A 22033-nucleotide genomic window follows, 5' to 3' on the forward strand; every position below is an offset into this window, starting at 1 on the left:
CTGTCCGGCGGATCAGGGCCGGGCGCTCCCGCGTCCTCAGCGCAACGCGGCCACCCGGGTGCCGCCCCGCACGGTGCCGTCCAGATCCGCCCGCGCCCCCGCCTTCGCCTTCACGGCCAGGAGCGGACCGGTCGCGCGACCCTTCACCCCGCCCGAGGTCTCCAGCGACGTGAAGTCGGGGCTGCCCGCCGCCAGGACGTACCACCCGCCGCTCGGAGCCTGCCACAACACGCCCGCGAGGACCCGGGGATCCCGCACGCCGCACGCGGGCGAGCCCTCGGAGCGGGCCGCGAGCGCCGCCGGCGCCTTCGGCGACGGGACCAGGAACTGGGCGAGGACCCGGCTGCCCGTCCCGCGCCAGGTCTCCGCGCGCGTGCACACCCAGGTGCCGCTCCCGGCGCCCTCGGGCAGCGGCTGCCGCGCGAACCGCCAGGCGTTCACCGACCGCACCCCGTGCGCCCGTACGGCCGTCAGCCCGCACGCCGTCCGCGCCCACGCCTCGCGGGCCTCCTTCCCCGTCACGTCCGCCGGCGCGTCCGGCGGCCCCCACAGGAGCCGGGCGGGCGCCAGCTCACCCAGGTCGGTGAGGAGCCGCGTGCCCGAACCGTCCCGCACCTGGAGGCTGTTCCAGCGCCCGCACTCCTTCGCCTGCGCGGGGCTCGGCACCGGCTCGGTGACCCCGTGCGCGTCCCGGGCCAGCGGCCACGGCTCCTTCGCGGGCGCGAGCAGATCCCGTACGGCCGTCTCCCGCACCCAAGGGGCCGTCAGATAGCGGACGTTGCCCGAGGCCCGCGAGACGACGAGCGCGGCCGAACCGACGGCGTCGGCCGCGTCCGTCCGCGCGAAGTCCAGCGCGGCGCCCGCCGTCGTGCCCGCCGTCGGCTCCGCGTACCGCACGGCCCGCAGCCCGTCGTGGAAGAGCACCACCCGGGACCCGTCCACGACCCCCGCGAACAGCAGCTGCGGCGGCCCCATCGGCGGCCCGACGGGCGTCCCGGGCGTCGCCGAGGAGTGCACGGAGAGCCCGGGCCGCGCCCACACGGCGAGCGCCCGCGTCAGCAGCGCGCGGTCGCCGGTGAGACCGCCGCGCGCCGGCCACACCGAGAAGTCGTGCCGGGTCGACCCGGGCCAGGCGGCGGACGGCACGCGCTTGACGGCACCCGGGTCGAGCGCGGCCTCGGCGGCGGGGTTACGGGCGTACGAGGGGGCGGCAGCACCGTTTCTGCCCCAGCCGTCCCCGGGCAGCCCGAGCAGCGTCCCGCACACGACGAGCGCGGCGGCGGCCACGAGCGCGGCGCGGGCGTGCTGTCGGCGCCGCAACAGATCGGTGGGCCGGGCCTGCAGGGAGCAGGGATCGAACTCGGCGGACTCCAGCAGAGCGGCCCCACTGAGCCGCCCGCCCCGCGCCCCGCGCCCGGCCTCGCCGTATCGGCCGGACCGCCGGGCGTCGCCGCCGGGATCTCCGGGATCTCGGGGCGGCCCGGACCGTCCGGCCTCCGGGCTGCCGCCGTCGGGGCCGGGTCTCTCGGATTCGGCCCCTTCGGGGCCGGGCCTCTCGGGGCCGGGGCCGGCGTCCTCGCCGCCTGCCCAGGCGCCCGCGATCCGGCCGGACCCGCCCGCCCTGCCCGGGCTCCCGGCCCTGCCGGGCCCGGCCTGTTCACCGACCCGCGCGGCCCGACCGTCCCCGCCGAGGAGGCCGGGCGCGTCGGGGGCACCGGCAGTACCGGCACCCCCGGACCCGCCGGAGCCACCGGACCCGCCAGGGCGCCCGCGCTCCGTGCCGGTGCCCGGTGACGCGGGCGGCTCGGCGTACTCCTCCGCCGCGTCGAGCGCGTCCGCCTCCGCGAGGGCCGCCGACGGGTCGTCGACGCCCGCCGCGGCCAGGACCCGCAGCACCTCCGGGTCGCCCTGGCGCTCCAGGCCACGGAGCACGTACGCCGCCCGGCCGGGGCCCGAGAGGGTGGACAGGCGCTGGTCCAGGGCGAGTTCGTCCGCGCCGCCCACCCTCGGGAAGACCCGGAGCCCCCACACCTGCGGCAGCAGCGGCGGGAACTGGGCCCGCCGCGGCAGCGCCCGCCGCCGCAGCGGCAGCCCGGCGACCAGCGCCTGCCGCAGCACCTCGCCCCGTACGTACGCGTAACCGGGATCGACCGCGTCCTCGGTGCGCCGGGGCCCCGGAACCGCCGGACCCGGCACCCGGCGGCGCGGCAGCGAACGCTGGACCAGCGCGTGCGCCGTCAGGACACGGCGGTTGCGGCCGAGCGTCGGCGGCAGGACGAGGTAGGCGATGCGCACGAGGCGCGGATAGCGCTCGACGAGCGCGGCCTCGGCCTGCTCGACGTCGACGGGGCCCACGGGCGAGGGATCGAGATCCTGGGTGCTCACATTCAGCAGAACGAGCGATTCTTCCGATGGTCACCCCGGCCCTGGCGGGACCTCAGGCCGCGTGGACCGTCAGCCGCTCGCGGATCAGGTCCGTCACCTCGTCCGGCACCCCGAGCCCCTCCCGTACGTACTTCTCCATCGAGCCGTGCCGGACCGCCACCTCGTCGAGCCCCGCCTCCAGGTACTCCGGCAGGACGCCGATCAGGTCGAGCGCCAGCTCGGGGTCCCCGCCCTGGGCCGTGAACCCCTCGATCATCGGCGCGAACGCCTGCCGCACCGCCGTGTTGACCGACAGGTACTCGGCCCGCACCGTCTCCTCGTCCGCGCCGAGCAGCGACAGGACGACCGTCGCCGCCCACCCCGTCCGGTCCTTGCCCGCCGAGCAGTGGAAGAGCAGGGGCCCGGCGCCCGGCGTGCCCAGCTCGGTCAACAGGGCGCGGTACGCGGCGCGGGCGGAGTCACCGGACACGAAGGTCCGGTAGGTGCGGCCGAAGGCCGCCCGCACCCGGCCCCCGCCGAGGTGCTCCTCGGCGAGCGCCGGGTCGGTGAGCAGGGTCTTGAGGCGCGCGGCGGGCGGCAGCCCGCTGACCGCCAGATGGTCGGCGAGCACGTCCGCGACGAGCAGCCGCGCGCCGGCCGGCAGGCGGTCCGGCCGGTCGCCCCGCTCGCTCTCCGTCCGGAGGTCGACGACCGTACGGATGCCCAGGGCCGCCACCACCGGCTCGGCCGGATCGAGCCGGTCGAGCTGCGCGGAGCGGAGGGCGAGACCGGCCCGCACGGCACGCCCGTCACCGAGGGGCAGACCGCCGAGGTCGCGGAGATTGGCGACGGACGTGGCGGGGATGGCGGTCATGGGCGTCGTTTCCTCCGATTCGTCCACTTTCCTGCTGACCGTAGTGGATCGCCCGCAAGAGAGCAGTTCGTCAGCTGCCGCCTAGGCCGTCCCGCGCGGATCAGGCCCTAGACCTCCCGCGCGTACGTCGCCAGGAAGTCCGCCTCCCGCTCGGGGGAGAGCCCCTTGTCCGGACGGTCGGGGCGCTGCGGCGCCGCCCCGCCGAGCGATTCCAGCCAGGCCCAGGTGTCCGCGACCGTCTCCTCGGCTGGCCGGCAGCGCAGCCCGGCCGCGACCGCGCGGGAGACGTCGGCGGTGTGCAGCGCGTCGTACATCTCGCCCGGCGGCAGCCACACGGGCAGCTCCGTCCAGGGTTCGATCCCGGCCGCGAGGATCGCCTCCGGCTCCGCCCACCGCAGCTCGGCGTCCGCGCCGGTCGCCCGTACGCACGCGTCGAGCAGCTCGCCCATGGTCGTGTGCCCGGGCGGCGAGACGAGGTTGTACGGCCCCGAGAGCCCGGCCGCCACCGCGTCGAGCGTCCACTCGGCGAGGTCGCGCGCGTCGACGTACTGGAGGGGGAGGGTGTGCGGCCCGGGCGCCAGGACGGTCCCGCCGCGGGCGATCCGGCGCAGCCACCAGGGGAGTCGGCCGACGTTCTCGTACGGGCCGATGATCAGGCCCGCGCGGACGTGCAGCGTCCGCTCCGCCCCGAAGGCGGCGGTCGCGGCGAGCTCGCCGCCCATCTTGGCCTCCGCGTACGGCACGTCCCCGGCGTCCGGCGAACCCTCCACCAGCGGGCCGTCCTCCCCGAGCCCGGCGGCCGGCGGCCAGGAGTAGACGGAGCGGCTCGACACGTACGCGTACCGCCCGACCCGGCCGGCGAGCAGCCGCGCCGCGTCCCGGACCGCCGAGGGCGCGGCCGACCAGGTGTCCACGACGGCGTCCCAGGAACCGGTGGCGAGGGCCGCGAGACCGTCCGCGCCCGTGGTGCGGTCGCCGTGCAGGGAGAGGACTCCGGCCGGGGGCGTGTGCCGGCCCCGGTGGAAGACCGTCACCTCCCAGCCACGGCCGAGCGCCGCCTCGGCGACCGCGCGACCAACGAACTCCGTACCACCGAGAATCAGCAATTTCATGATCGGAAGACTGCCCGGCGGCGGCGGGCGAGGCCAGGGGATTCCGCTCCCGGAGGATTCCGCTCCCGGAGGATTCCGCCGGGGAGGAACGCACCGGGCGGGACGGCGGCGTGGGAGGTGGTCTGTTCGGCCGGATGGCGGGATGGCACCATGACGGGCGATGACGGATGCCCGGTCGCCGCTGCGCGCCCTGCGAGCCGCACTTTTCGCGGTGGTCTGCGTGACCTTGGCCGCTGTGGGGCATTCGTCCATGTCTGCGCACCAGCTCCCGACGCCCGGCCTGCTCGGCGCCCTCGCCGCGACCGCGGCCGCCGCCTGGGCCGCGGCCGGACGCCGCCGGGGCACGCCGACGATCGCGGGCGCCATGCTCGTCCTCCAGGGCGCGCTGCACCTGCTCTTCTCGATGGCCGGTTCTCATCCGTCGGCGCACGGCGCGAGCGGCGCGACCGACATGACGGGCCCGCACACGACGGATCCGCACGCCATGACGGACACGGCGGCCGCACACGCCGCCGCCATGAGCGCGGGCACGGGCTCGGGATCGGGCCCGGACGCTGCCATGGAGATGACCATGGCCGTGGACTCCGGCACGGGCATGCTCGCCGTCCACCTCCTCGCCGCACTCCTCTGCGGCCTGTGGCTCGCGCACGGCGAGGCCGCGTTCTTCCGGCTCGCCGAGGCCGCCCTGGCGTACGCGTTCACCCCGCTGCGGCTGCTGTTCGCGCGCGTCCGCGTCCCCGAAGCCCCGCGCGGCCCGGTCCGCCGGACGCGCGGCCACGCCCACCGGCCCCACACCGTCGTCCTCGCGCACACCGTCTCCCGGCGCGGTCCGCCCCGGCCGTCCGCACCCCGCGCCACGACCCTCGGAGCACACGTCTGACACCGGGGGTCTCCTCCCGTTGTCCACGCCGACTCCAAGGACGCCCCTTCATGACCATCGACGATCCCGCACGCCCCGAAACCGCCGAGGCACCACCGTCGGAGACGGAGACACCCGAAACCCGCACCGCCCCCAAGGCCGGGACGTGGAGCGCCCTGCGCCCCCTCGTCCTGCGCCTCCACTTCTACGCGGGCGTCCTCGTCGCCCCGTTCCTCCTCGTGGCCGCCGCCAGCGGTCTGCTCTACGCGCTCTCCTTCCAGGCCGAGAAGGTGATCTACGCGCACGAGCTGGAGGTCCCCGTCGGCGACACCGCCCTGCCGCTCTCGCAGCAGGTGAACATCGCCCGCAAGGTCAACCCGAACGGCACCGTCACCGCCGTCTGGCCCGGTGCCGAACCGGACGCCACCACCCGGGTCCTGATGGCCGACCCCGACGTCCCCGAGGGCACCTCCCTCGCCGTCTTCGTCGACCCGTACACCGGGGACGTCCGCGGGCAGCTGCCCAGCTTCGGCAGCTCCGGCGCCCTCCCGCTGCGCACCTGGATCGACGGCCTCCACGCCGATCTGCACCTCGGTGAACTGGGCCGCAACTACAGCGAACTGGCCGCCAGCTGGCTGTGGGTGATCGCCCTCGGCGGTCTGCTGCTCTGGCTCGGCCGCCGCAGGAGGAACCGCCGCGCGCTGTTCGTCCCCGAGGGCGGCCCGAAGTCCCGCCGCCGCACCCTCTCCTGGCACGGCTCGGTCGGCCTGTGGGCCGTCACCGGCCTCGTCCTGCTCTCCGCGACGGGCCTGACCTGGTCACGGTACGCGGGCGAGAACATCGGCGTCGTACAGGACGGTCTCGGCGGCGCGACCCCCACGCTCACCGCGACCCTCGCCGGCGCGGCCGGCGCCGGCTCGGAACACGAGGGCCACGGCGCCGGGCACCAGCCGGGCGGCACCACCGCCCAGGGCCCGGACATCGGCATCGACAAGGCGGTCGAGGCGGCCCGCGCGGCCGGCATCGACAGCCCGCGCGTCTCGGTCGTCCTGCCCGCCGACGGCAAGGGGTACGTGGTCAAGGAGACCGACACGCAGTTCCCGCTGGAGCTGGACTCGGTGGCCGTGAACCCGGCGGACGGCACGGTCCTCGACCGCCTCGCCTTCGCCGACCACCCCCTCCTCGCCAAGCTGACCCGCATAGGCATCGACGCGCACACCGGCGTGTTCCTCGGCCTGTTCAACCAGCTGGCGCTCGCGGCCCTCGCACTCTCCCTGATCCTGCTGATCCTCTGGGGCTACCGCATGTGGTGGCAGCGCCGCCCGGGCCGCCCGGTGGCGCGCGGGGCCTGGCGCAAGGTCCCGGTGACGATGCTGCTGCCGCTCGCGGCGGCCACGGCGCTCGTCGGCTGGTTCGTCCCCCTGCTCGGCCTCAGCCTGCTGCTGTTCCTGGCGGTGGACCTCACCCTCGCCCTGGCGGCGAAGGTGAGGGCGCGGTCCGCCAGGACCACACGTAGTACCTGATCAACTCAGATATCAGGGCGTGTACTTGTAGCCGACCCGCCGCACGGTCTGGATCGTGTGGCGGTGCTCGGCGCCCAGCTTCCGCCGCAGCCGGGCCACGTGCACGTCGACCGTACGGCCGTCGCCGACGTGTCCGTAGCCCCACACCGTCGTGACCAACTGGTCGCGGGTGTGCACCCGGTGGGGGTGCGCCACCAGATGGGCGAGGAGCTCGAACTCCAGATAGGTCAGGTCGAGTTCCTCGCCGTCCACGACGGCGATCCGCCGGCCCGCGTCGATGGCCACCGGACCCTGCTCCTCCGCCGCCGCGGGCGGCGCGGGGACGGGGGCGGCCACGGGCGGCTGCGGCTGCTGGTCGGCCGGGACGAGCACGAGGTACCCGACCATCGGCGGGCGTCCCGGCAGCGTCGGCAGCGCGTGCTGCGGCGCGGGCAGCAGTGTGGCGCCGGGCGGCAGGAGGTCCGCCACCTGGGAGAGCTGGGCGAGCGGCGAGAGCGGCGGGAGACCGACGACCTCGTTGGGGTCGACGGCGCGGAATCGGTGCCGGCCGGGGCGGACGGCGGTGAGGGGAGCGATCTGGGTGTGGGCCATGGGAGTCAGCTCTTTCGCGCGGAGAAACGAACGGACGGGCGTCGTACGTCAGTCGTCGTGCGCGTCGGCCGAAGGCCGGGATCGGACCGTGCCGATCCGGGGCTTCAGAGGGCCGACGCGTTCCTCGCGCGGCAACAGACCCGGTCGAAGTCGTCGTGCTGCCGGGATGGCCAGAACGGCTCGAGGTCGTAGCGACCTGTCGCGGCGTCGTTCCTCATCGTGGCCATATCCCTATTGAACCAGAAGGGAATGCCCCCGACGAGCCTTTCCCCGGCCGAACCCCCGCGTCATCCGTCCCACATGACGGAAGAGGCGCCCACCGTACGAAACGGTGGGCGCCTCTCCGGAAGAGCGCGTGCGGCGGTCCGGCGGCCGGACGGTCAGACCTGGCCGACCTTCGCCAGGGCCTCGCAGCAGGTGTCCACCAGCAGGCGGGTCACCACGTACGGGTCCACGTTCGCGTTCGGACGGCGGTCCTCGATGTAGCCCTTCTGGTCCTGCTCGACCTGCCACGGGATGCGGACCGAGGCGCCGCGGTCCGAGACACCGTAGGAGTACTTGTCCCACGGGGCGGTCTCGTGCAGACCCGTCAGACGGTCGTCGATGCCGGCGCCGTAGTTCTTGACGTGGTCGAGCGGCTTCGAGCCCTCGCCGAGGGACTCGGCGGCGGTGATGATCGCGTCGTAGCCCTCGCGCATCGCCTTGGTGGAGAAGTTGGTGTGCGCGCCCGCGCCGTTCCAGTCGCCCTTCACCGGCTTCGGGTCCAGGGTCGCGGAGACCTTGAAGTCCTCGGCCGTGCGGTACAGCAGCCAGCGGGCCACCCACAGCTGGTCCGAGACCGTGAGGGGAGCCAGCGGGCCGACCTGGAACTCCCACTGCCCCGGCATGACCTCGGCGTTGATGCCGGAGATGCCGAGACCGGCGGTGAGGCAGTTCTCCAGGTGCGCCTCGACGATGTCACGGCCGAAGATCTCGTCGGCGCCGACACCGCAGTAGTAGCCGCCCTGCGGGGCCGGGAAGCCGCCGACCGGGAAGCCGAGCGGACGCTCGCCGTCGAAGAAGGTGTACTCCTGCTCGATGCCGAAGATCGGCTCCTGAGCGGCGTACTTCGCGGCGACCTCGGCCAGCGCGGCACGCGTGTTGGACTCGTGCGGCGTCATGTCCGTGTTGAGGACCTCGCACAGCACCAGGATGTCGTCGCCACCGCGGATCGGGTCCGGGCAGACGAAGACCGGCTTGAGGACACGGTCCGAGGCGTGGCCCTTGGCCTGGTTCGTGCTGGACCCGTCGAAGCCCCAGATCGGCAGCTCGTCGAGCGCGGCGCCACCGTCCACGATTATCTTCGTCTTCGAGCGAAGCTTCGCGGTCGGCGCGGTGCCGTCGATCCAGATGTACTCAGCCTTGAAGGTCACGGGCCTCATCCTTAGGGCGTGCTGCTGCGGGTGCGCGGCGGCTCGCGGCGCTGCGAGAAGCTGCGGTGTCTGTGTCCGGTCGCAGCTTCGCAACACGGGATTTCCCGTCGGTTGCCCGTTTGTGAACCCCGTGTTACTCAGGCTTCCTCTTTTACCCGCGCCCGCCGTGCGACGACGTGCGCGTCGAGCAGCCCGCCGAACCCCGCCGCCCCGATCCGCCGCACGACCTCCTCGTACGAGGTGCCGAGGGCCTCCGCCGTCCGCTCCAGGTGCCAGTCGTGGCCCGCGAGCATCCGCAGCAGGTGGCCCTTCCGGATCTGCTTGTCGGAGAGCCGGAAGGTCTTCAGATAGGCCGCCCGCCCCTTGTGGTCGGTGATCAGCTCCCCGATGTGCTGCTCGCGCCCGTCCCGCAGGAACGGCGGCAGGAACCGGTGCAGCTCGAAGCCGTCCGTCCGGTACACCCGCTCGAAGGCGTACGAGGTCTCCAGGAGGTCCCGCGCCATCAGCCCGTCGTGCGCCTCCGCCCAGGCCCGCTCCTGCTCCCGCGCCGCCGCCCGCAGGTCCGCGAGGGTACGGACGCCACCGGCGCCGTCCCGGATCCGCGCCGTGAACTCCGGCACCGGCCCCCCGAAGTACGCGTACTGGTGCACCAGCTCCCCGTACAGGTCCTCCACGAGCGTCGGGTGCAGCAGGCGGTAGTCGTCGGGGTGCGGGACCACGAAGGCCGCGGCCGGCGCGTCGGCCACGTACAGCAGCAGACCGCACTGGCCCGGATGGAGCTCGAAGATCCGCAGGGCCTCCGCGAGCCCCGGCACCGACCAGCCCGCGTACGCCGCCTCGGCGCGCGGCGAGAGACCCTGGCTCAGGGCCTTCCGGGACCAGTCGTCCCAGACCACCGAAGGACCGCCGAAGTGCAGCGCGAGATAGCCCTCAAGGGCGAGGTGGAGCGGCAGGAAGCGCAGCCGCCGCTCGGCGGGCCGCCGCTTCGCCAGCCGGTGCAGGCGGCGCACCGGCACGCACGAGGGCGGCGCGCCCTCGCCGCCGAGCAGGGTCCCGTACACGGCGGACTCCGCTCCCGTGCCCGCCGCCGCCCCGGGCGCCGACCAGTCGGCGACGAAGCCGTGCGGGACGTACGAGGTGTACGTCGTCCGGCCGCCGAGGTCCACGGCACCGAGGCCCGAGCCCTCGTACACCTCCCGGCGCAGCCGCAGCCCGGCCACCGGCTCGGCCCGCACCAACGGCACGATCCGCACCCCGCCCCACACCTGCGCGGGCCGGACGTCGAGTCCGGTCAGATCGATCTTCGTCATCCCCCGGCCTCCTTCAAGAACAGCTCCACGCGCCGGTCCAGATAGGCCCCCAGCTCCGCGAACCCCGTCCGTCCCTCCGCGAACTGCGCGATCTCCACCAGGGCCGCGAGGTCCTCCGCGTCCCGGATCCCGGCCGTCGGCACGCTCGGCGCCAGCCGGCGCACGTCGAAGCCCTCCGCGTCGTATACGGGGTTCAGGTGGACGACGCTCGTCCGGCGCCCCGGATCGAGCCGCGACCGCCACACCCGCAGGACCTCGCCCGCGAGCCCCGGCGGCGCGTTGTCCCAGCCGTCCGAGACGATCACCACCCGGTCGGGACCGGTCTCCAGGGCGTCCAGGATCCGCAGGCCGAGGGGGGTCGGCCCGGACGGCCGGACGAGCAGCGGATCGGAACCGCCCGAGGTCCACAGCGCGGTGTACGCCCCCGGCGCCGCGAGGGCCTCCAGGAGGAAGTGGCAGCCCAGCGCGACGGCCAGCGGACGGCGCCGCTTCACCGACGAACCGGAGGAGGAGAAACTGTCGTCGAGGACGGCGGCGACCCGCCCCCAGCTCCCCGCGTACGGCCCCGCCGCGCGCCGGGCGGCCGCGCGCAGCGCGTGCGTCAGCTCGGCCCGCCGCTCCACCCGCTCCCCGAAGGGCAGCGCGAGGACGTACAGCGCGAGCCGGGTGAGCGGCATGACGGACAGATCGGCCCCCGCCCCGGTGGCCGCCGTCGTCGCCCGGTCCGCCCTGAGCCGCTCCAGCCGGGTCATCCGGGGCGCGATCCGCTCCAGGAACACCGCGCGGGGCACCTTGTGCCGCGCGGCGAAGCCCTCGGCGACCGTGAACGGCAGCTCGTACAGCACGCCCTGCTCGTAGTGGGCGCGGCGGTACGCGTCGAGCGTGGCGCTCTCGTACCGGACGCGGCGGCCCGGCGCGAAGAGGAAGTCGCCCGTCTCGGGGTCGGCCGGCCGGCCGTGGACGTGCCGGAGGGCGGCCTTCACCCCGGGCCGGTACTTCACGGCGTCCAGCGCCGGATCGGGCCGGGCGGCGATCCACGCGCGCACGATCGCGCGCGTGCGGCGGTTGTTGACCCCGGCGGCGCGCAGCGCGCGGAACAGCCGGTAGACGCGCTGCGGCGGCAGCAGCGCGAGCCGCGCGGCGATCAGCCGCCCCTCGACCCGCTTCGCCTCGGGCCCGCCCGCCTCGTGCGGCGTGCGCAGCAGCTCCTCGACGATCAGGGCGGCGTTGTGGTGGTTGATGTCGAGGGCGAGCGCGGCGGCGTACACAGGGCGGTAGTTGACCCGTACGTACTCGTGGACGAACCGCAGCGAGAAGCGCTGCGCGGCGGCGGAGGAACGGAACTCGCGCTGGCCGGTCGCGGTCACGGCGGCGTTGACGAAGAGGAGCACGTCCTCGGCGGCGACGAGTTCGGACAAGGCTCTCCCCTTTCCGTGGGCGCCGGCCGGGGAATGGGGGCACGAACAGCGAAGACGTTGCTTCAGAGGCAGGTTCCGGAAGTCGCACCGAAGTCCCGCGGCCGGCTGGGGCAACGTAACACCAGGAGCGGCGACGCCTGCCACCGGTTTATGGGACCGCGCCTCTCGTATGCTCGGCCTTCGCGCGCCCGGGGAGGCGGGCCGAGGCGACCGGGGGGACGGACGATGTGGGACGGGATCGAACTGTGGCTGCGCAAGGCCGGCGGACTCCTGCTGCTGGGCGTGATCATGATGGCCCAGGGGGTCGGCAGACGGCTGTGGCTGCCGTGGCGCGTGGCGCTGTTCCTCTTCGGCGTCGGGGCGGTGGTGGCGTGCGGCGTCGAGACGTGGAGGCTGATCCGCAGCAAGGAGCCCACCAAGGCGGCCCTGGATCGCCTGGAGGCGGCTGAGCGGGGCGAGAGCTCCGAGTGAGCGTTCCGGGCGAGAACTCCGGGTGAGAGCGGCCGCTCATGGGATGTCGGTGGGTACCGGCAGACTGGGGGACATGGCGAAGCACCCGGGCGCGAAGCCCCGTATCGGACTCCTCGGCACCGGCCCCTGGGCCGCCCGTACGCACGCGCCCGCGCTCGCGGGGCACCCGGGCGTCGAGTTCAGCGGGGTGTGGGGCAGACGCCCGGAGGCGGCGGCCGAGCTCGCCGCCGCGTCCGGCACGCGCGCGTACGACGACGTGGACGCCCTCCTCGCGGCGAGCGACGCCGTCGCGTTCGCGCTTCCCCCTGACGTCCAGGCCCCGTTGGCGGTGCGGGCGGCGCGGGCCGGCTGCCACGTCCTGCTGGACAAGCCGGTCGCCACGACCGTCGAGGCGGCCCGCGAGGTCGCCGAGGCGGCCGAGAAGGCCGGGCTCGCCTCCGTCGTGTTCTGCACGCTGCGGTTCGCGGAGCCGACGGCCCGCTGGATCGAGGAGCAGGCGGCGGTGGGCGGCTGGTTCCTGGGCGAGGCGCACTGGCTGGGCTCGCTCTACGGCCCCGGCTCCGCCAGCGCCTACGCGGCCTCGCCGTGGCGGCGGGAGAAGGGCGGGCTGTGGGACGTCGGCCCGCACGTCCTCTCCGTCTACCTGCCGGTCCTCGGCGACGTCACCGCGATCACGGCCGTGCGAGGCCCCGAGGACACCCACCACCTGGTCCTGCGCCACAGCTCGGGCGCGAGCAGCACCGCCACCCTGACTCTCAGCGCCCCGCCGGAGGCGGCGGAGGCGGCGCTCTCCCTGCACGGCACCGCGGGCCGCGCCGAACTGCCCCGCTGGGACGGAGCGGCGGGAGCGTACGCCACGGCCGTGGACGCCCTGCTCACCACGGCCCGCACCGGCACCCCCCACCCGTGCGACGCCCGCTTCGGCCTCCGCCTGACCGAGATCCTGACGGAGGCGGAGCGGCTCGCCGCTCAGAGCGCGCCGGACAAGGCCTGACACAGCACGTCCAGGGCGGCCGGGTACAGCCGGTCCGGAGGTGTGGCGTAGCCGACGACCAGGCCGTCGGGCAGGGCCGCGCCCCGCGCCTCCGGGTGCCGGTACTCCGCGAGGCCCTCCACGGCGACCCCGTGCGCGGCGGCGGCGGCGACGGCCGACCGCTCCGTGCCCCGGGGCAGTTCCACGAGGGCGTGCAGCCCGGCGGCGAGCCCGGTCACCCGTACCCCCGGCACGCGCTCCGCGAGCACCGCGACCAGCCGGTCGCGGCGCACGCGATGGTGCTGGCGCATCCGCCGGACGTGCCGGTCGTACGCGCCGGAGCCGACGAACTCCGCGAGCGTGAGCTGCTCCGTCGCCGACGTGTGCGGTTCGCGCAGCCCCTTCGCCTCGACGACCCCGTCCACGAGGGCCTCCGGCAGACACATCCAGCCGATCCGCAGCGCGGGGGAGAGGCTCTTGCTGACGGAGCCGAGGAGGACGGTCCGGTCGGGGTCGAGGCTCTGGACGGCGCCCACCGGCCGGCGGTCGTAGCGGAACTCGCCGTCGTAGTCGTCCTCCACGACCAGCCCCCCGGAGCGCCGCGCCCACTCCAGGACGCCGGCCCGGCGCTCGGGGTGGAGCGGCCCGCCGGTCGGGAACTGGTGGGCGGGGGTGAGCAGGACGGTGCCCGCCTCCGGGGGGATCTCCGCGACGCGCGCCCCGTCCTCGTCGACGGCCAGCGGCAGCGTGTGGATGCCCGCCTCGCCCAGCAGCCCCTGGTGGTAGGGGAGTCCGTAGGCCTCGACGGCCCAGGGCCGGGGAGGCGCCTTGCGGGCGGCCGTCTGACGGGCGGGCTTCTCGCGGGTGTGCGTCGCCAGGGGTACACGCGCGAGGAGCCGCAGGGCGTGCGCGGTGCCGGAGCAGACCACGATCCGGTCCGGGGTGGTCCGTACGCCCCGGACCCGTGCGAGGTACGCGGCGAGGGCCTGGCGCAGTTCGATCCGGCCGCGCGGGTCCCCGATCCCGAAGGCCTCGTGCGGCGCGGCGGTCAGCGCCCGCCGGGCGGCCGCCAGCCAGGCCGCGCGCGGAAAGGCGCCGGGGTCGGGCTTGCCCTGGACGAGGTCGTAGGGGAGCGCCGCCGGCGCGGCGGGCCGTGCCGGTCCGGGGGCCGGCGCGAGGACCCGCTCGGCCACCCGGGTCCCGGAGCCCTGCCGGGAGGCCAGCCAGCCCTCGGCGACCAGCTCGGCGTAGGCGTCGGCGACGGTGTTCCGGGCGATCCCCAGGTCGGCGGCGAGCGACCGGTAGGGCGGCAGCCGGGTCCCGGGCGCCAGACGCCCACCGCGGACGGCCTCGCGCAGCGCCTCGGCGAGCACGGCCCGCCGACTGCCGCTCGCACCGAGCTCCAGATGCAGATCGACCCCGAGCGCCCCGGCGAACTCCCCGCTCACCGCGACTCCTCCCCGTTCCGGTCGTCCAGCAGCTCCCGTACGCCCGTCAGGAACCGCCGCACCGCATCGGTCTCGCTCTCGCCGAAGGCGCCGAGCAGTGCCACGGTCCCTTCGACGAGCGGCCCGAAGTGGGCGCGGCCGAGCTCCTTCGCGTGCTCCTCCACCGTCAGCAGCACTCGCCGCCGGTCGCGGACGTCCCGCACCCGGGCCACATGGCCGAGCCGTTCGAGGCGGTCGACGACGGCGGTCGTCCCGGCCGAGTTGAGCCCGAGCCCCTCGCCGAGCCGGCCGGCGGTCGCGTCGGTGCCGGCGCGCTCCGCGTCGAGCAGCCAGATCAGGGCCCGGACGTCCGTCGGGTGCATGCCGTTGCGGGCGGCGAACTCGGCCTGCCGCAGGCCGTATTCGACGGTGACCTCGCGCAGCAGATGAAAGATCCGCATCTCGGGTGACTCGGTCACCGCTTCCTCCTATTATCTCGCTCAGCGAGATTATCGCCCAGCGAGAGGACCTGTCGTCATGTCCCGCGCCCACGGCATCGACTTCGACACCGACTTCGACACGGCCTACGACGCGCTCCTCGCGACGTGGCCCCATCCCACGAACGCCGAGCGCGTCCCCACCCCCCACGGCACCACGCACGTGCTCCGCCACGGCGCCCAGGGTGGCCCGCCCGTCCTCCTCCTGCCCGGCGGCGGGGCCACCGCGGCCTCCTGGCGCACGACGGCCGCCGCACTCGGTGCGACGCACCGGGTCCACGCCGTCGACCTCGTCGGCGGACCGGGCCGCAGCCGGGCGGGCGGCCGCCCGATCCGTACCGCCGCGGACCTCACGTCCTGGCTCGACGCCCTCCTCGACGGCCTTGGGATCACCTCGGCGGCCTTCTGCGGCCACTCGTACGGGGGGTGGATCGCGCTCACGTACGCGCTCGCGGCCCCGGACCGGACCGACCGACTCGTCCTGCTCGACCCGACCGGCTGCTTCGTCGGCTTCGGGTCCCGTTACCTGATCCGGGCCCTGCCGACACTGCTGCGCCCGACGCCCGCGCGGACGGAGGCCTTCCTGGCGTGGGAGACGGGCAGGGCGGAGCACGACCCGGCGGTCCGGCGTCTCGACGCCCTGGCGGCGACGCTCCCCAGGCACCGCCCGGTCACGGGACCCCGCCCGAAGCCGGCCGCGCTGGCGACCCTCCGCCCCCCGGTGCTCCTCTGCCTCGCCGAAGGCAGCCGCGCCCACGACCCGGCCCGGGGGGCGGCGCGGGCAAGGGCGACAATCCCCGGCATCGAGACGCACACCGTCCCCGCGGCGACGCACCACACGCTCCCGTCGGAGCTCGGAACCCCGACCCTGAAGAGGATCACCGAGTTCCTGGCGTGCTGACTACCGGGACAGGGCGTCCCGCACGGCCTCCTCCGACCGGCCCACGACGGCCGTGCCGTCCTCCGCCGTGATGATCGGCCGCTGGATCAGCTTCGGGTGCCCGGCGAGCGCCTCGACCCAGCGGTCCCGGTTCGCCGCGTCCCGGGGCCACTCCTTCACCCCGAGCTCCTTGGCGACGGCCTCCTGCGTCCGCGTGATGTCCCACGGTTCGAGACCGAGCCGGTCGAGCACCTGCCGGATCTCCTCGGGCGAGGGCACGTCCTCCAGGTAGCGCCGCACGGTGTACTCGGCGCCCTCCGCGTCGAGGAGGGTGAGGGCGCTGCGGCACTTGGAACAGGCGGGATTGATCCAGATCTCCATGGCCCCCACGGTACCCCCCAGGCCTCCCTCCACCACCCCCCAAACCCTGCCTGGCCAGGGGCGATTGTCAGTGGTGGCCACTAAAATAAGGGGTGAAGGTGAGGGTCCCGGGGAGGGCCCGCACCCCATCGTTCGCCAGGAGGTAGCCCATGGCTCTCGCCGTGATCCGGACACCGTCCCTCGAACCCTGGAAGCCCCTCCAGAGGAAGCCGCTCCCGGCGGGCCGCCCCCGCGAGTGGTACGTGACGCACAACCGCCGCCTGAAGGCCATGCGGCTCGCGATCGCCCTCCTCGACGCCGGCGTCTACGTCCCGTCGAAGGCCACGAACACGACGATACGCACGACGGCCGCCGACATCGGCATCCACCCGCCCTCCGACACCACCTGCCGCATGGTCCGCGCCCTGATCCGCTACGGCCGCTGACCCCGGAGACAAGCGCGAGGAACGGCGAAGGCCGCCGCACCCGGGAATCGGGTGCGGCGGCCTTCACTCGTGCGGAGTGTCCGGCTTAGAGGTCGAAGTAGAGCTCGAACTCGTGCGGGTGCGGGCGCAGCTGGATCGGGGCGATCTCGTGGGTGCGCTTGTAGTCGATCCACGTCTCGATCAGGTCGGACGTGAAGACGCCACCGGCCTGCAGGTACTCGTTGTCGTCCTCGAGGGCGTGGAGGACGGCCTCCAGGTTGGTCGGGACCTGCTGGACGTTCGCGTGCTCCTCGGGAGCGAGCTCGTACAGGTCCTTGTCGATCGGCTCCGCCGGCTCGATCTTGTTCTTGACGCCGTCGAGGCCCGCGAGGAGCAGCGCCGAGAAGGCGAGGTACGGGTTCGAGGACGGGTCCGGCGCGCGGAACTCGACGCGCTTGGCCTTCGGGTTCGAGCCCGTGATCGGGATGCGCATGGCGGCGGAGCGGTTGCGCTGCGAGTACACCATGTTGACCGGGGCCTCGAAGCCCGGGACCAGGCGGTGGTACGAGTTCACCGTCGGGTTGGTGAAGGCGAGCAGCGACGGGGCGTGCTTGAGGATGCCGCCGATGTAGTAGCGGGCGGTGTCCGAGAGGCCCGCGTAGCCGGTCTCGTCGTAGAACAGCGGGTCGCCGTTCGCCCACAGCGACTGGTGGACGTGCATGCCCGAGCCGTTGTCGCCGAAGATCGGCTTCGGCATGAAGGTCGCGGTCTTGCCGTTGCGCCAGGCGACGTTCTTCACGATGTACTTGAAGAGCATCAGGTCGTCGGCCGCGGCGAGCAGCGTGTTGAACTTGTAGTTGATCTCGGCCTGGCCGGCGGTGCCGACCTCGTGGTGCTGGCGCTCGACCTGGAGGCCGACGTTCTCCAGCTCCAGGGAGATCTCGGAGCGCAGGTCGGCGAAGTGGTCGACCGGCGGGGCCGGGAAGTAGCCGCCCTTGTAGCGGACCTTGTAACCGCGGTTGTTCTCCTCCGCACCGGTGTTCCAGGCGCCGGCCTCGGAGTCGATGTGGTAGAAGCCCTGGTTCGCCGAGGTCTCGAAGCGCACCGAGTCGAAGACGTAGAACTCCGCCTCGGGGCCGAAGTAGGCGGTGTCGGCGATGCCGGTGGAGGCGAGGTACGCCTCGGCCTTCTTCGCGATGTTGCGCGGGTCACGGCTGTACTGCTCGCCCGTGATCGGGTCGTGGATGAAGAAGTTGATGTTGAGCGTCTTGTCGCGACGGAAGGGGTCCACGCGGGCCGTCGACAGGTCGGCGCGGAGCGCCATGTCGGACTCGTGGATCGCCTGGAAGCCGCGGATCGACGAGCCGTCGAAGGCGAGCTCCTCCGCCGGGTCGAAGGCCGTCGCCGGGATCGTGAAGTGCTGCATCACGCCCGGAAGGTCGCAGAACCGGACGTCGACCATCTTGACGTCGTTGTCCTTGATGAACTTGTTGACCTCGTCGGCGTTCTGGAACCCGTGCTTCTCGGACATCCAACTCCTCCTACTCCCGGCCCGGGGAGGGGCGGGGTTGCAACTCGGTCGTGCGGCCAGTGCGGTGGCACACGCTGGACCCGACCATAGGCAGACGGGATTTCTCAAGCATGACCCATTTGTTTCGTCGAAGTTAACCGGAGCGGGTGTGCGGCGCGCTGCGGCGTGCCTGGGCCGACCCGGACGGAAGTGATCGAAAACGGGCGCAGTACCGTGGTCGGGTGGACAACAGGCAAGCACTCGGATCGTGGCTCTCCGGCCCCCGTGCCGCGGCGGAGCAAGCAGGCGTGGACTTCGGCTACCGGGGTCAGCAGCTGGGACTGCCCGAGGAGGGACCCGGCTCGATCGCCCGCCCGGGCCGCCGGCTCGGCGCTCTCGCCCTCGACTGGGCCCTCTGTCTCCTGATCGCATACGGCCTGATCACCGACAGCTATGACCAGACGACCAGCAACTGGGCCCTCGGCCTGCTGCTCGTCCTGAGCGTGCTGACCGTCGGCACCGTCGGCTCCACGCCCGGCAAGCGCCTCTTCGGCCTCCGGGTCGTCTCGGCGGCCGGCGGGCGGCTGAGCCTCCCGCGCGCGGCCATCCGCTCCCTGCTCGTCTGCCTCGCCATCCCGGCCCTCGTCTGGGACCGCGACGGCCGCGGCCTCCACGACCGCCTCTCCGGCGCCGTCCAGGTCCGCATCTGACCCCCGAGCGCACGAGAAGGGCCCCGGACCGTGAGGTCCGGGGCCCTTCTCGCCTACGGGGCCGGGCGCGTCAGCGCATCTTTCCGCCGCGAGGCATCCGCATGCCCTTCGGCATCGGACCCTTCGGCAGCGGCATGTTGCTCATGAGGTCGCCCATCGCGCGCAGCCGGTCGTTGGCCGCGGTGACCTGCGGGCCGGTGAGCACGCGGGGCAGCTTGAGCATGGTCGTGCGGACCTTCTTCAGGGGCACCTGGCCCTCGCCGTCGCCGACGATGATGTCGTGCACCGGCACGTCCACCACGACGCGGCTCATCCGCTTCTTCTCGGCCGCCAGCAGAGTCTTCACCCGGTTCGGGTTGCCCTCCGCCACCAGCACGATGCCTGCCCGGCCGACCGAGCGGTGCACGACGTCCTGGCTGCGGTTCATCGCGACCGCGGGGGTCGTCGTCCAGCCGCGCCCGACGTTCTGCAGCACCGCCGCCGCCGCGCCGGGCTGGCCCTCCATCTGTGCGAAGGCCGCGCGCTCGGCGCGCCGCCCGAACACGATGGCCGCCGCCAGGAGCGCCAGGACGAATCCCAGGATGCCCAGGTAGACCGGGTGACCGATCAGGAAGCCGATCGCGAGGAGGACACCGAGTACGACGATGCCCACGCCTGCGACGACAAGTCCGACCTTAGGGTCGGCCTTTCGGGTCATCTTGTACGTGAGGGCGATCTGCTTGAGCCGCCCCTGGTTCGCAGCGTCAGCGCTGCCCGTGTTTGCCTTCCTCGCCATGTCCAGAAGTTTACGTGGCCCGCGAGGCGTGGCCAGACGCGGCCTCCATCACATGCTGGGCCTCGACCCGGTCCTTGGCGTGGCGGCGGTCCTCCAGGACGGAGGTCCAGGCGTTGCGCCGGGCGGTGCGCTGCCCGGCGCCGAGCAGCAGGGCCTCCATGGCCTTCAGGGCGTCGGTGACGGACGGGATCGCGGTGACGCGGACGTGCGTCGATGCGGCCGGCATGTCGGGGTCCTCTCTCGATTGCGGATGAGACGAGGTGGGGGAAAGCGAGCGGGTGGTGGCGGTGAGTGAAAGCAGGCTCACAGATCGGTGTTACCAGGACGTGACCCGGTGGTCAAACACTGATGAAACGTTGATGCGGCCATGTGCGGCACGGTGGATACGGCGACGCGGCCCGTACGCACCCCCTGAGCTGCGGGGGCGTACGGGCCGCGTCGGATCCGGCCGCTACCGGCCGGTAACTTCTTGTGCTCGGATTCACACAGCCTGAGTGGCGTTGTCCACCGCGCCGCGCTTCTCGATCGCCTGCTGGAAAAGGCGCCCCGCGCGGTACGAGGACCGCACCAGCGGGCCCGACATCACGCCGGAGAAGCCGATCTCGTCGGCCTCCTCCTTGAGTTCCACGAACTCCTGCGGCTTCACCCAGCGCTCGACGGGGTGGTGCCGCACCGAGGGGCGCAGGTACTGCGTGATCGTGATGAGCTCGCAACCCGCGTCGTGCAGCTGCTGGAGCGCCTCACTGACCTCCTCGCGGGTCTCGCCCATGCCGAGGATCAGGTTGGACTTCGTGACCAGACCGTAGTCACGCGCCTGCGTGATGACGTCGAGCGAGCGCTCGTAACGGAATCCCGGACGGATCCGCTTGAAGATCCGCGGCACCGTCTCCACGTTGTGCGCGAAGACCTCGGGGCGGGAGGCGAAGACCTCCGCCAGGAGCTCCGGCACCGCGTTGAAGTCGGGGGCGAGCAGCTCGACCTTCGTCCGGCCCTCGGCGCGCTCCGCCGTCTGCTGGTGGATCTGGCGCACGGTCTCCGCGTACAGCCAGGCGCCGCCGTCCTCCAGGTCGTCGCGCGCGACGCCCGTGATCGTGGCGTAGTTCAGGTCCATCGTGACGACCGACTCGCCCACGCGGCGCGGCTCGTCCCGGTCGAGCGCCTCGGGCTTGCCCGTGTCGATCTGGCAGAAGTCGCAGCGCCGGGTGCACTGGTCGCCGCCGATGAGGAAGGTCGCCTCGCGGTCCTCCCAGCACTCGAAGATGTTGGGACAGCCCGCCTCCTGGCAGACCGTGTGCAGGCCCTCGCTCTTCACGAGACCCTGCATCTTCGTGTACTCCGGACCCATCTTCGCGCGGGTCTTGATCCACTCGGGCTTGCGCTCGATGGGGGTCTGGGCGTTCCGGACCTCCAGGCGCAGCATCTTGCGTCCGTCGGGTGCGACTGCGGACACATCGGCTCCTGTAGCTTCGATTCTTCGGCGCACACCAGGGTACGCCCGTTGCTTCCCATGCCTTACCGTCTGGCCAACCTCAGGCCAGAGCCCCGCATTCCGCGGGCCGTTCCCGTCAGACGGACGCGGGCTCCGCCGGAGCCGGGCGCTCGATCTCGCGGGGCTTCGGCTCCGCCTGCTCCAGGACCTCCCGCAGATGGCGCTCCACGACCGGGAGCACCTCCTCGATCGTGAGGTCCCGGCCCAGTTCGTTGGCGAGCGAGGTCACGCCCGCGTCGCGGATGCCGCACGGGATGATCCGGTCGAACCACGCGTTGTCCGGGTTCACGTTGAAAGAGAAGCCGTGCATGGTGACGCCCTTGGCGACCCGGATGCCGATGGCGGCGAGCTTGCGGTCCTCGCGGCGCTGGCCGGCGTTGGACGGCGCGTACTCGGGGCCGTTCAGGCGGGGGTCGAACTCCTCGTCGGCGAGCCGGGGGTCGAGGTCGAGGGAGAGCCCGCCGAACGACGGCCGCTCCTCCACCGGGTCGCCCAGCACCCACACGCCGCTACGGCCCTCGACGCGGCTCGTCTCCACGCCGAACTCCGCGGCCGTGCGGATCAGGGCGTCCTCCAGGCGGCGCACGTGCGCGACGACGTCCACCGGGCGGGGCAGCTTCAGGATCGGGTAGCCGACCAGCTGGCCGGGGCCGTGCCAGGTGATCTTGCCGCCGCGGTCCACGTCCACGACGGGCGTCCCGTCCAGCGGGCGCTCGCTCTCCGCCGTGCGCCGGCCGGCGGTGTAGACCGGCGGGTGCTCCAGCAGCAGACAGGTGTCGGCGATCTCGTCGGCGAACCGTGCGGCGTGCACCTCGCGCTGCTTGTCCCAGGCCACCTGGTAGTCGACGGCATCAGCGCCGAATCCAAGGCGGACGAATCGCAGCTCACTCACGGCCATGCCTCCTCCTGGGTGCCGCGGCCGGGTTCCGGGGGTCATCCCGGGCCGGCGAGGCACCATGCGTCATTCGCGCCCATGCCACTGTACGGCGACGACGCGGACACCTGTACGGGGGTGCCGGGGACGGTTCGTACGGGCTCTGCCGGGGTGCCCCC

Annotated in this window: 22 protein-coding genes; 7 read left to right on the plus strand and 15 right to left on the minus strand. The window is 73.6% G+C overall.

Annotated elements, in window-relative coordinates:
• Nucleotides 1-36 precede the first annotated feature (36 nt).
• The 3 genes from ACWFR1_RS29270 to ACWFR1_RS29280 form a co-directional block, all read right to left on the minus strand.
• Nucleotides 37-2385 (minus strand): hypothetical protein, encoded by a 2349-nt coding sequence (locus tag ACWFR1_RS29270; protein WP_453556354.1) that lies wholly within the window; start codon nucleotides 2383-2385, stop codon nucleotides 37-39.
• A gap of 52 nt (nucleotides 2386-2437) precedes the next feature.
• Entirely contained in the window at nucleotides 2438-3238 is an 801-nt protein-coding gene (locus tag ACWFR1_RS29275; protein WP_453556357.1) for a tyrosine-protein phosphatase, read from the minus strand.
• A 107-nt stretch (nucleotides 3239-3345) separates the two neighbouring features.
• The gene (locus ACWFR1_RS29280) at nucleotides 3346-4350 is read right to left on the minus strand and encodes an NAD-dependent epimerase/dehydratase family protein (RefSeq protein WP_453556360.1); all 1005 of its coding nucleotides are present in this window, start codon (nucleotides 4348-4350) and stop codon (nucleotides 3346-3348) included.
• Nucleotides 4351-4600: 250 nt separating this feature from the next.
• On the opposite strand from ACWFR1_RS29280, the gene ACWFR1_RS29285 reads away from it, so the two are divergent.
• Nucleotides 4601-5230, plus strand: a complete 630-nt coding sequence (locus ACWFR1_RS29285) for a hypothetical protein (protein WP_453556363.1) — start codon at nucleotides 4601-4603, stop codon at nucleotides 5228-5230.
• Nucleotides 5231-5280: 50 nt separating this feature from the next.
• The gene (locus ACWFR1_RS29290) at nucleotides 5281-6732 is read left to right on the plus strand and encodes a PepSY-associated TM helix domain-containing protein (RefSeq protein ID WP_453556365.1); all 1452 of its coding nucleotides are present in this window, start codon (nucleotides 5281-5283) and stop codon (nucleotides 6730-6732) included.
• Nucleotides 6733-6744: 12 nt separating this feature from the next.
• On the opposite strand, the gene ACWFR1_RS29295 is transcribed toward ACWFR1_RS29290, so the two are convergent.
• The 4 genes from ACWFR1_RS29295 to ACWFR1_RS29310 form a co-directional block, all read right to left on the minus strand.
• Nucleotides 6745-7323, minus strand: a complete 579-nt coding sequence (locus ACWFR1_RS29295; protein ID WP_453556367.1) for a winged helix-turn-helix domain-containing protein — start codon at nucleotides 7321-7323, stop codon at nucleotides 6745-6747.
• 380 nt (nucleotides 7324-7703) lie between these two features.
• Nucleotides 7704-8735 carry a glutamine synthetase gene (gene glnII / locus ACWFR1_RS29300; RefSeq protein WP_453556370.1) on the minus strand — a complete coding sequence of 344 codons (1032 nt, stop codon included), beginning with the start codon at nucleotides 8733-8735 and terminating at the stop codon, nucleotides 7704-7706.
• Nucleotides 8736-8872: 137 nt separating this feature from the next.
• Nucleotides 8873-10045 (minus strand): ARPP-2 domain-containing protein, encoded by a 1173-nt coding sequence (locus ACWFR1_RS29305; RefSeq protein WP_453556373.1) that lies wholly within the window; start codon nucleotides 10043-10045, stop codon nucleotides 8873-8875.
• Nucleotides 10042-11463 carry a hypothetical protein gene (locus ACWFR1_RS29310; RefSeq protein WP_453556376.1) on the minus strand — a complete coding sequence of 474 codons (1422 nt, stop codon included), beginning with the start codon at nucleotides 11461-11463 and terminating at the stop codon, nucleotides 10042-10044. The genes ACWFR1_RS29305 and ACWFR1_RS29310 overlap by 4 nt, the downstream gene beginning before the upstream one ends.
• 225 nt (nucleotides 11464-11688) lie before the next feature.
• Here ACWFR1_RS29310 and ACWFR1_RS29315 point away from each other — a divergent pair, with 225 nt between their 5' ends.
• Nucleotides 11689-11934: a hypothetical protein gene (locus ACWFR1_RS29315; protein ID WP_453556379.1), complete on the plus strand. Its 246-nt coding sequence runs from the start codon at nucleotides 11689-11691 to the stop codon at nucleotides 11932-11934.
• Nucleotides 11935-12007: 73 nt separating this feature from the next.
• Complete coding sequence (locus ACWFR1_RS29320) at nucleotides 12008-12928, plus strand: Gfo/Idh/MocA family protein (RefSeq protein WP_453556382.1); 921 nt, start codon at nucleotides 12008-12010, stop codon at nucleotides 12926-12928.
• On the opposite strand, the gene pdxR is transcribed toward ACWFR1_RS29320, so the two are convergent.
• On the minus strand, nucleotides 12904-14355 hold the full coding sequence (gene pdxR, locus ACWFR1_RS29325; RefSeq protein ID WP_453556384.1) for a MocR-like pyridoxine biosynthesis transcription factor PdxR: 1452 nt from the start codon (nucleotides 14353-14355) through the stop codon (nucleotides 12904-12906). The genes ACWFR1_RS29320 and pdxR overlap by 25 nt on opposite strands.
• Nucleotides 14352-14795 carry a MarR family transcriptional regulator gene (locus ACWFR1_RS29330; protein WP_453556437.1) on the minus strand — a complete coding sequence of 148 codons (444 nt, stop codon included), beginning with the start codon at nucleotides 14793-14795 and terminating at the stop codon, nucleotides 14352-14354. Before ACWFR1_RS29330 ends, pdxR begins: the two co-directional genes overlap by 4 nt.
• Nucleotides 14796-14871: 76 nt before the next feature.
• Here ACWFR1_RS29330 and ACWFR1_RS29335 point away from each other — a divergent pair, with 76 nt between their 5' ends.
• Complete coding sequence (locus ACWFR1_RS29335; protein ID WP_453556387.1) at nucleotides 14872-15732, plus strand: alpha/beta fold hydrolase; 861 nt, start codon at nucleotides 14872-14874, stop codon at nucleotides 15730-15732.
• On the opposite strand, the gene ACWFR1_RS29340 is transcribed toward ACWFR1_RS29335, so the two are convergent.
• Nucleotides 15733-16092: an arsenate reductase family protein gene (locus ACWFR1_RS29340; RefSeq protein ID WP_453556390.1), complete on the minus strand. Its 360-nt coding sequence runs from the start codon at nucleotides 16090-16092 to the stop codon at nucleotides 15733-15735.
• A gap of 149 nt (nucleotides 16093-16241) precedes the next feature.
• On the opposite strand from ACWFR1_RS29340, the gene ACWFR1_RS29345 reads away from it, so the two are divergent.
• Nucleotides 16242-16517, plus strand: coding sequence for a hypothetical protein (locus ACWFR1_RS29345; protein ID WP_453556392.1), 276 nt, complete (start codon nucleotides 16242-16244; stop codon nucleotides 16515-16517).
• Nucleotides 16518-16602: 85 nt separating this feature from the next.
• Here the strand turns inward: ACWFR1_RS29345 and glnA are convergent, their stop codons facing one another.
• On the minus strand, nucleotides 16603-18027 hold the full coding sequence (gene glnA / locus ACWFR1_RS29350; RefSeq protein ID WP_150270986.1) for a type I glutamate--ammonia ligase: 1425 nt from the start codon (nucleotides 18025-18027) through the stop codon (nucleotides 16603-16605).
• A 221-nt stretch (nucleotides 18028-18248) separates the two neighbouring features.
• On the opposite strand from glnA, the gene ACWFR1_RS29355 reads away from it, so the two are divergent.
• Nucleotides 18249-18716 carry an RDD family protein gene (locus ACWFR1_RS29355; protein WP_453556396.1) on the plus strand — a complete coding sequence of 156 codons (468 nt, stop codon included), beginning with the start codon at nucleotides 18249-18251 and terminating at the stop codon, nucleotides 18714-18716.
• A gap of 70 nt (nucleotides 18717-18786) precedes the next feature.
• Here the strand turns inward: ACWFR1_RS29355 and ACWFR1_RS29360 are convergent, their stop codons facing one another.
• The 4 genes from ACWFR1_RS29360 to lipB form a co-directional block, all read right to left on the minus strand.
• The gene (locus ACWFR1_RS29360; RefSeq protein ID WP_453556399.1) at nucleotides 18787-19491 is read right to left on the minus strand and encodes a DUF4191 domain-containing protein; all 705 of its coding nucleotides are present in this window, start codon (nucleotides 19489-19491) and stop codon (nucleotides 18787-18789) included.
• Nucleotides 19492-19501: 10 nt separating this feature from the next.
• Nucleotides 19502-19717: an SCO2195 family GlnR-regulated protein gene (locus tag ACWFR1_RS29365; RefSeq protein ID WP_453556402.1), complete on the minus strand. Its 216-nt coding sequence runs from the start codon at nucleotides 19715-19717 to the stop codon at nucleotides 19502-19504.
• Nucleotides 19718-19972: 255 nt separating this feature from the next.
• Nucleotides 19973-20941 carry a lipoyl synthase gene (lipA, locus tag ACWFR1_RS29370; protein ID WP_406057782.1) on the minus strand — a complete coding sequence of 323 codons (969 nt, stop codon included), beginning with the start codon at nucleotides 20939-20941 and terminating at the stop codon, nucleotides 19973-19975.
• A gap of 115 nt (nucleotides 20942-21056) precedes the next feature.
• On the minus strand, nucleotides 21057-21872 hold the full coding sequence (lipB, locus tag ACWFR1_RS29375) for a lipoyl(octanoyl) transferase LipB (RefSeq protein ID WP_453556405.1): 816 nt from the start codon (nucleotides 21870-21872) through the stop codon (nucleotides 21057-21059).
• Nucleotides 21873-22033 lie beyond the last annotated feature (161 nt).

The organism is Streptomyces sp. NPDC055103 (assembly GCF_053607625.1).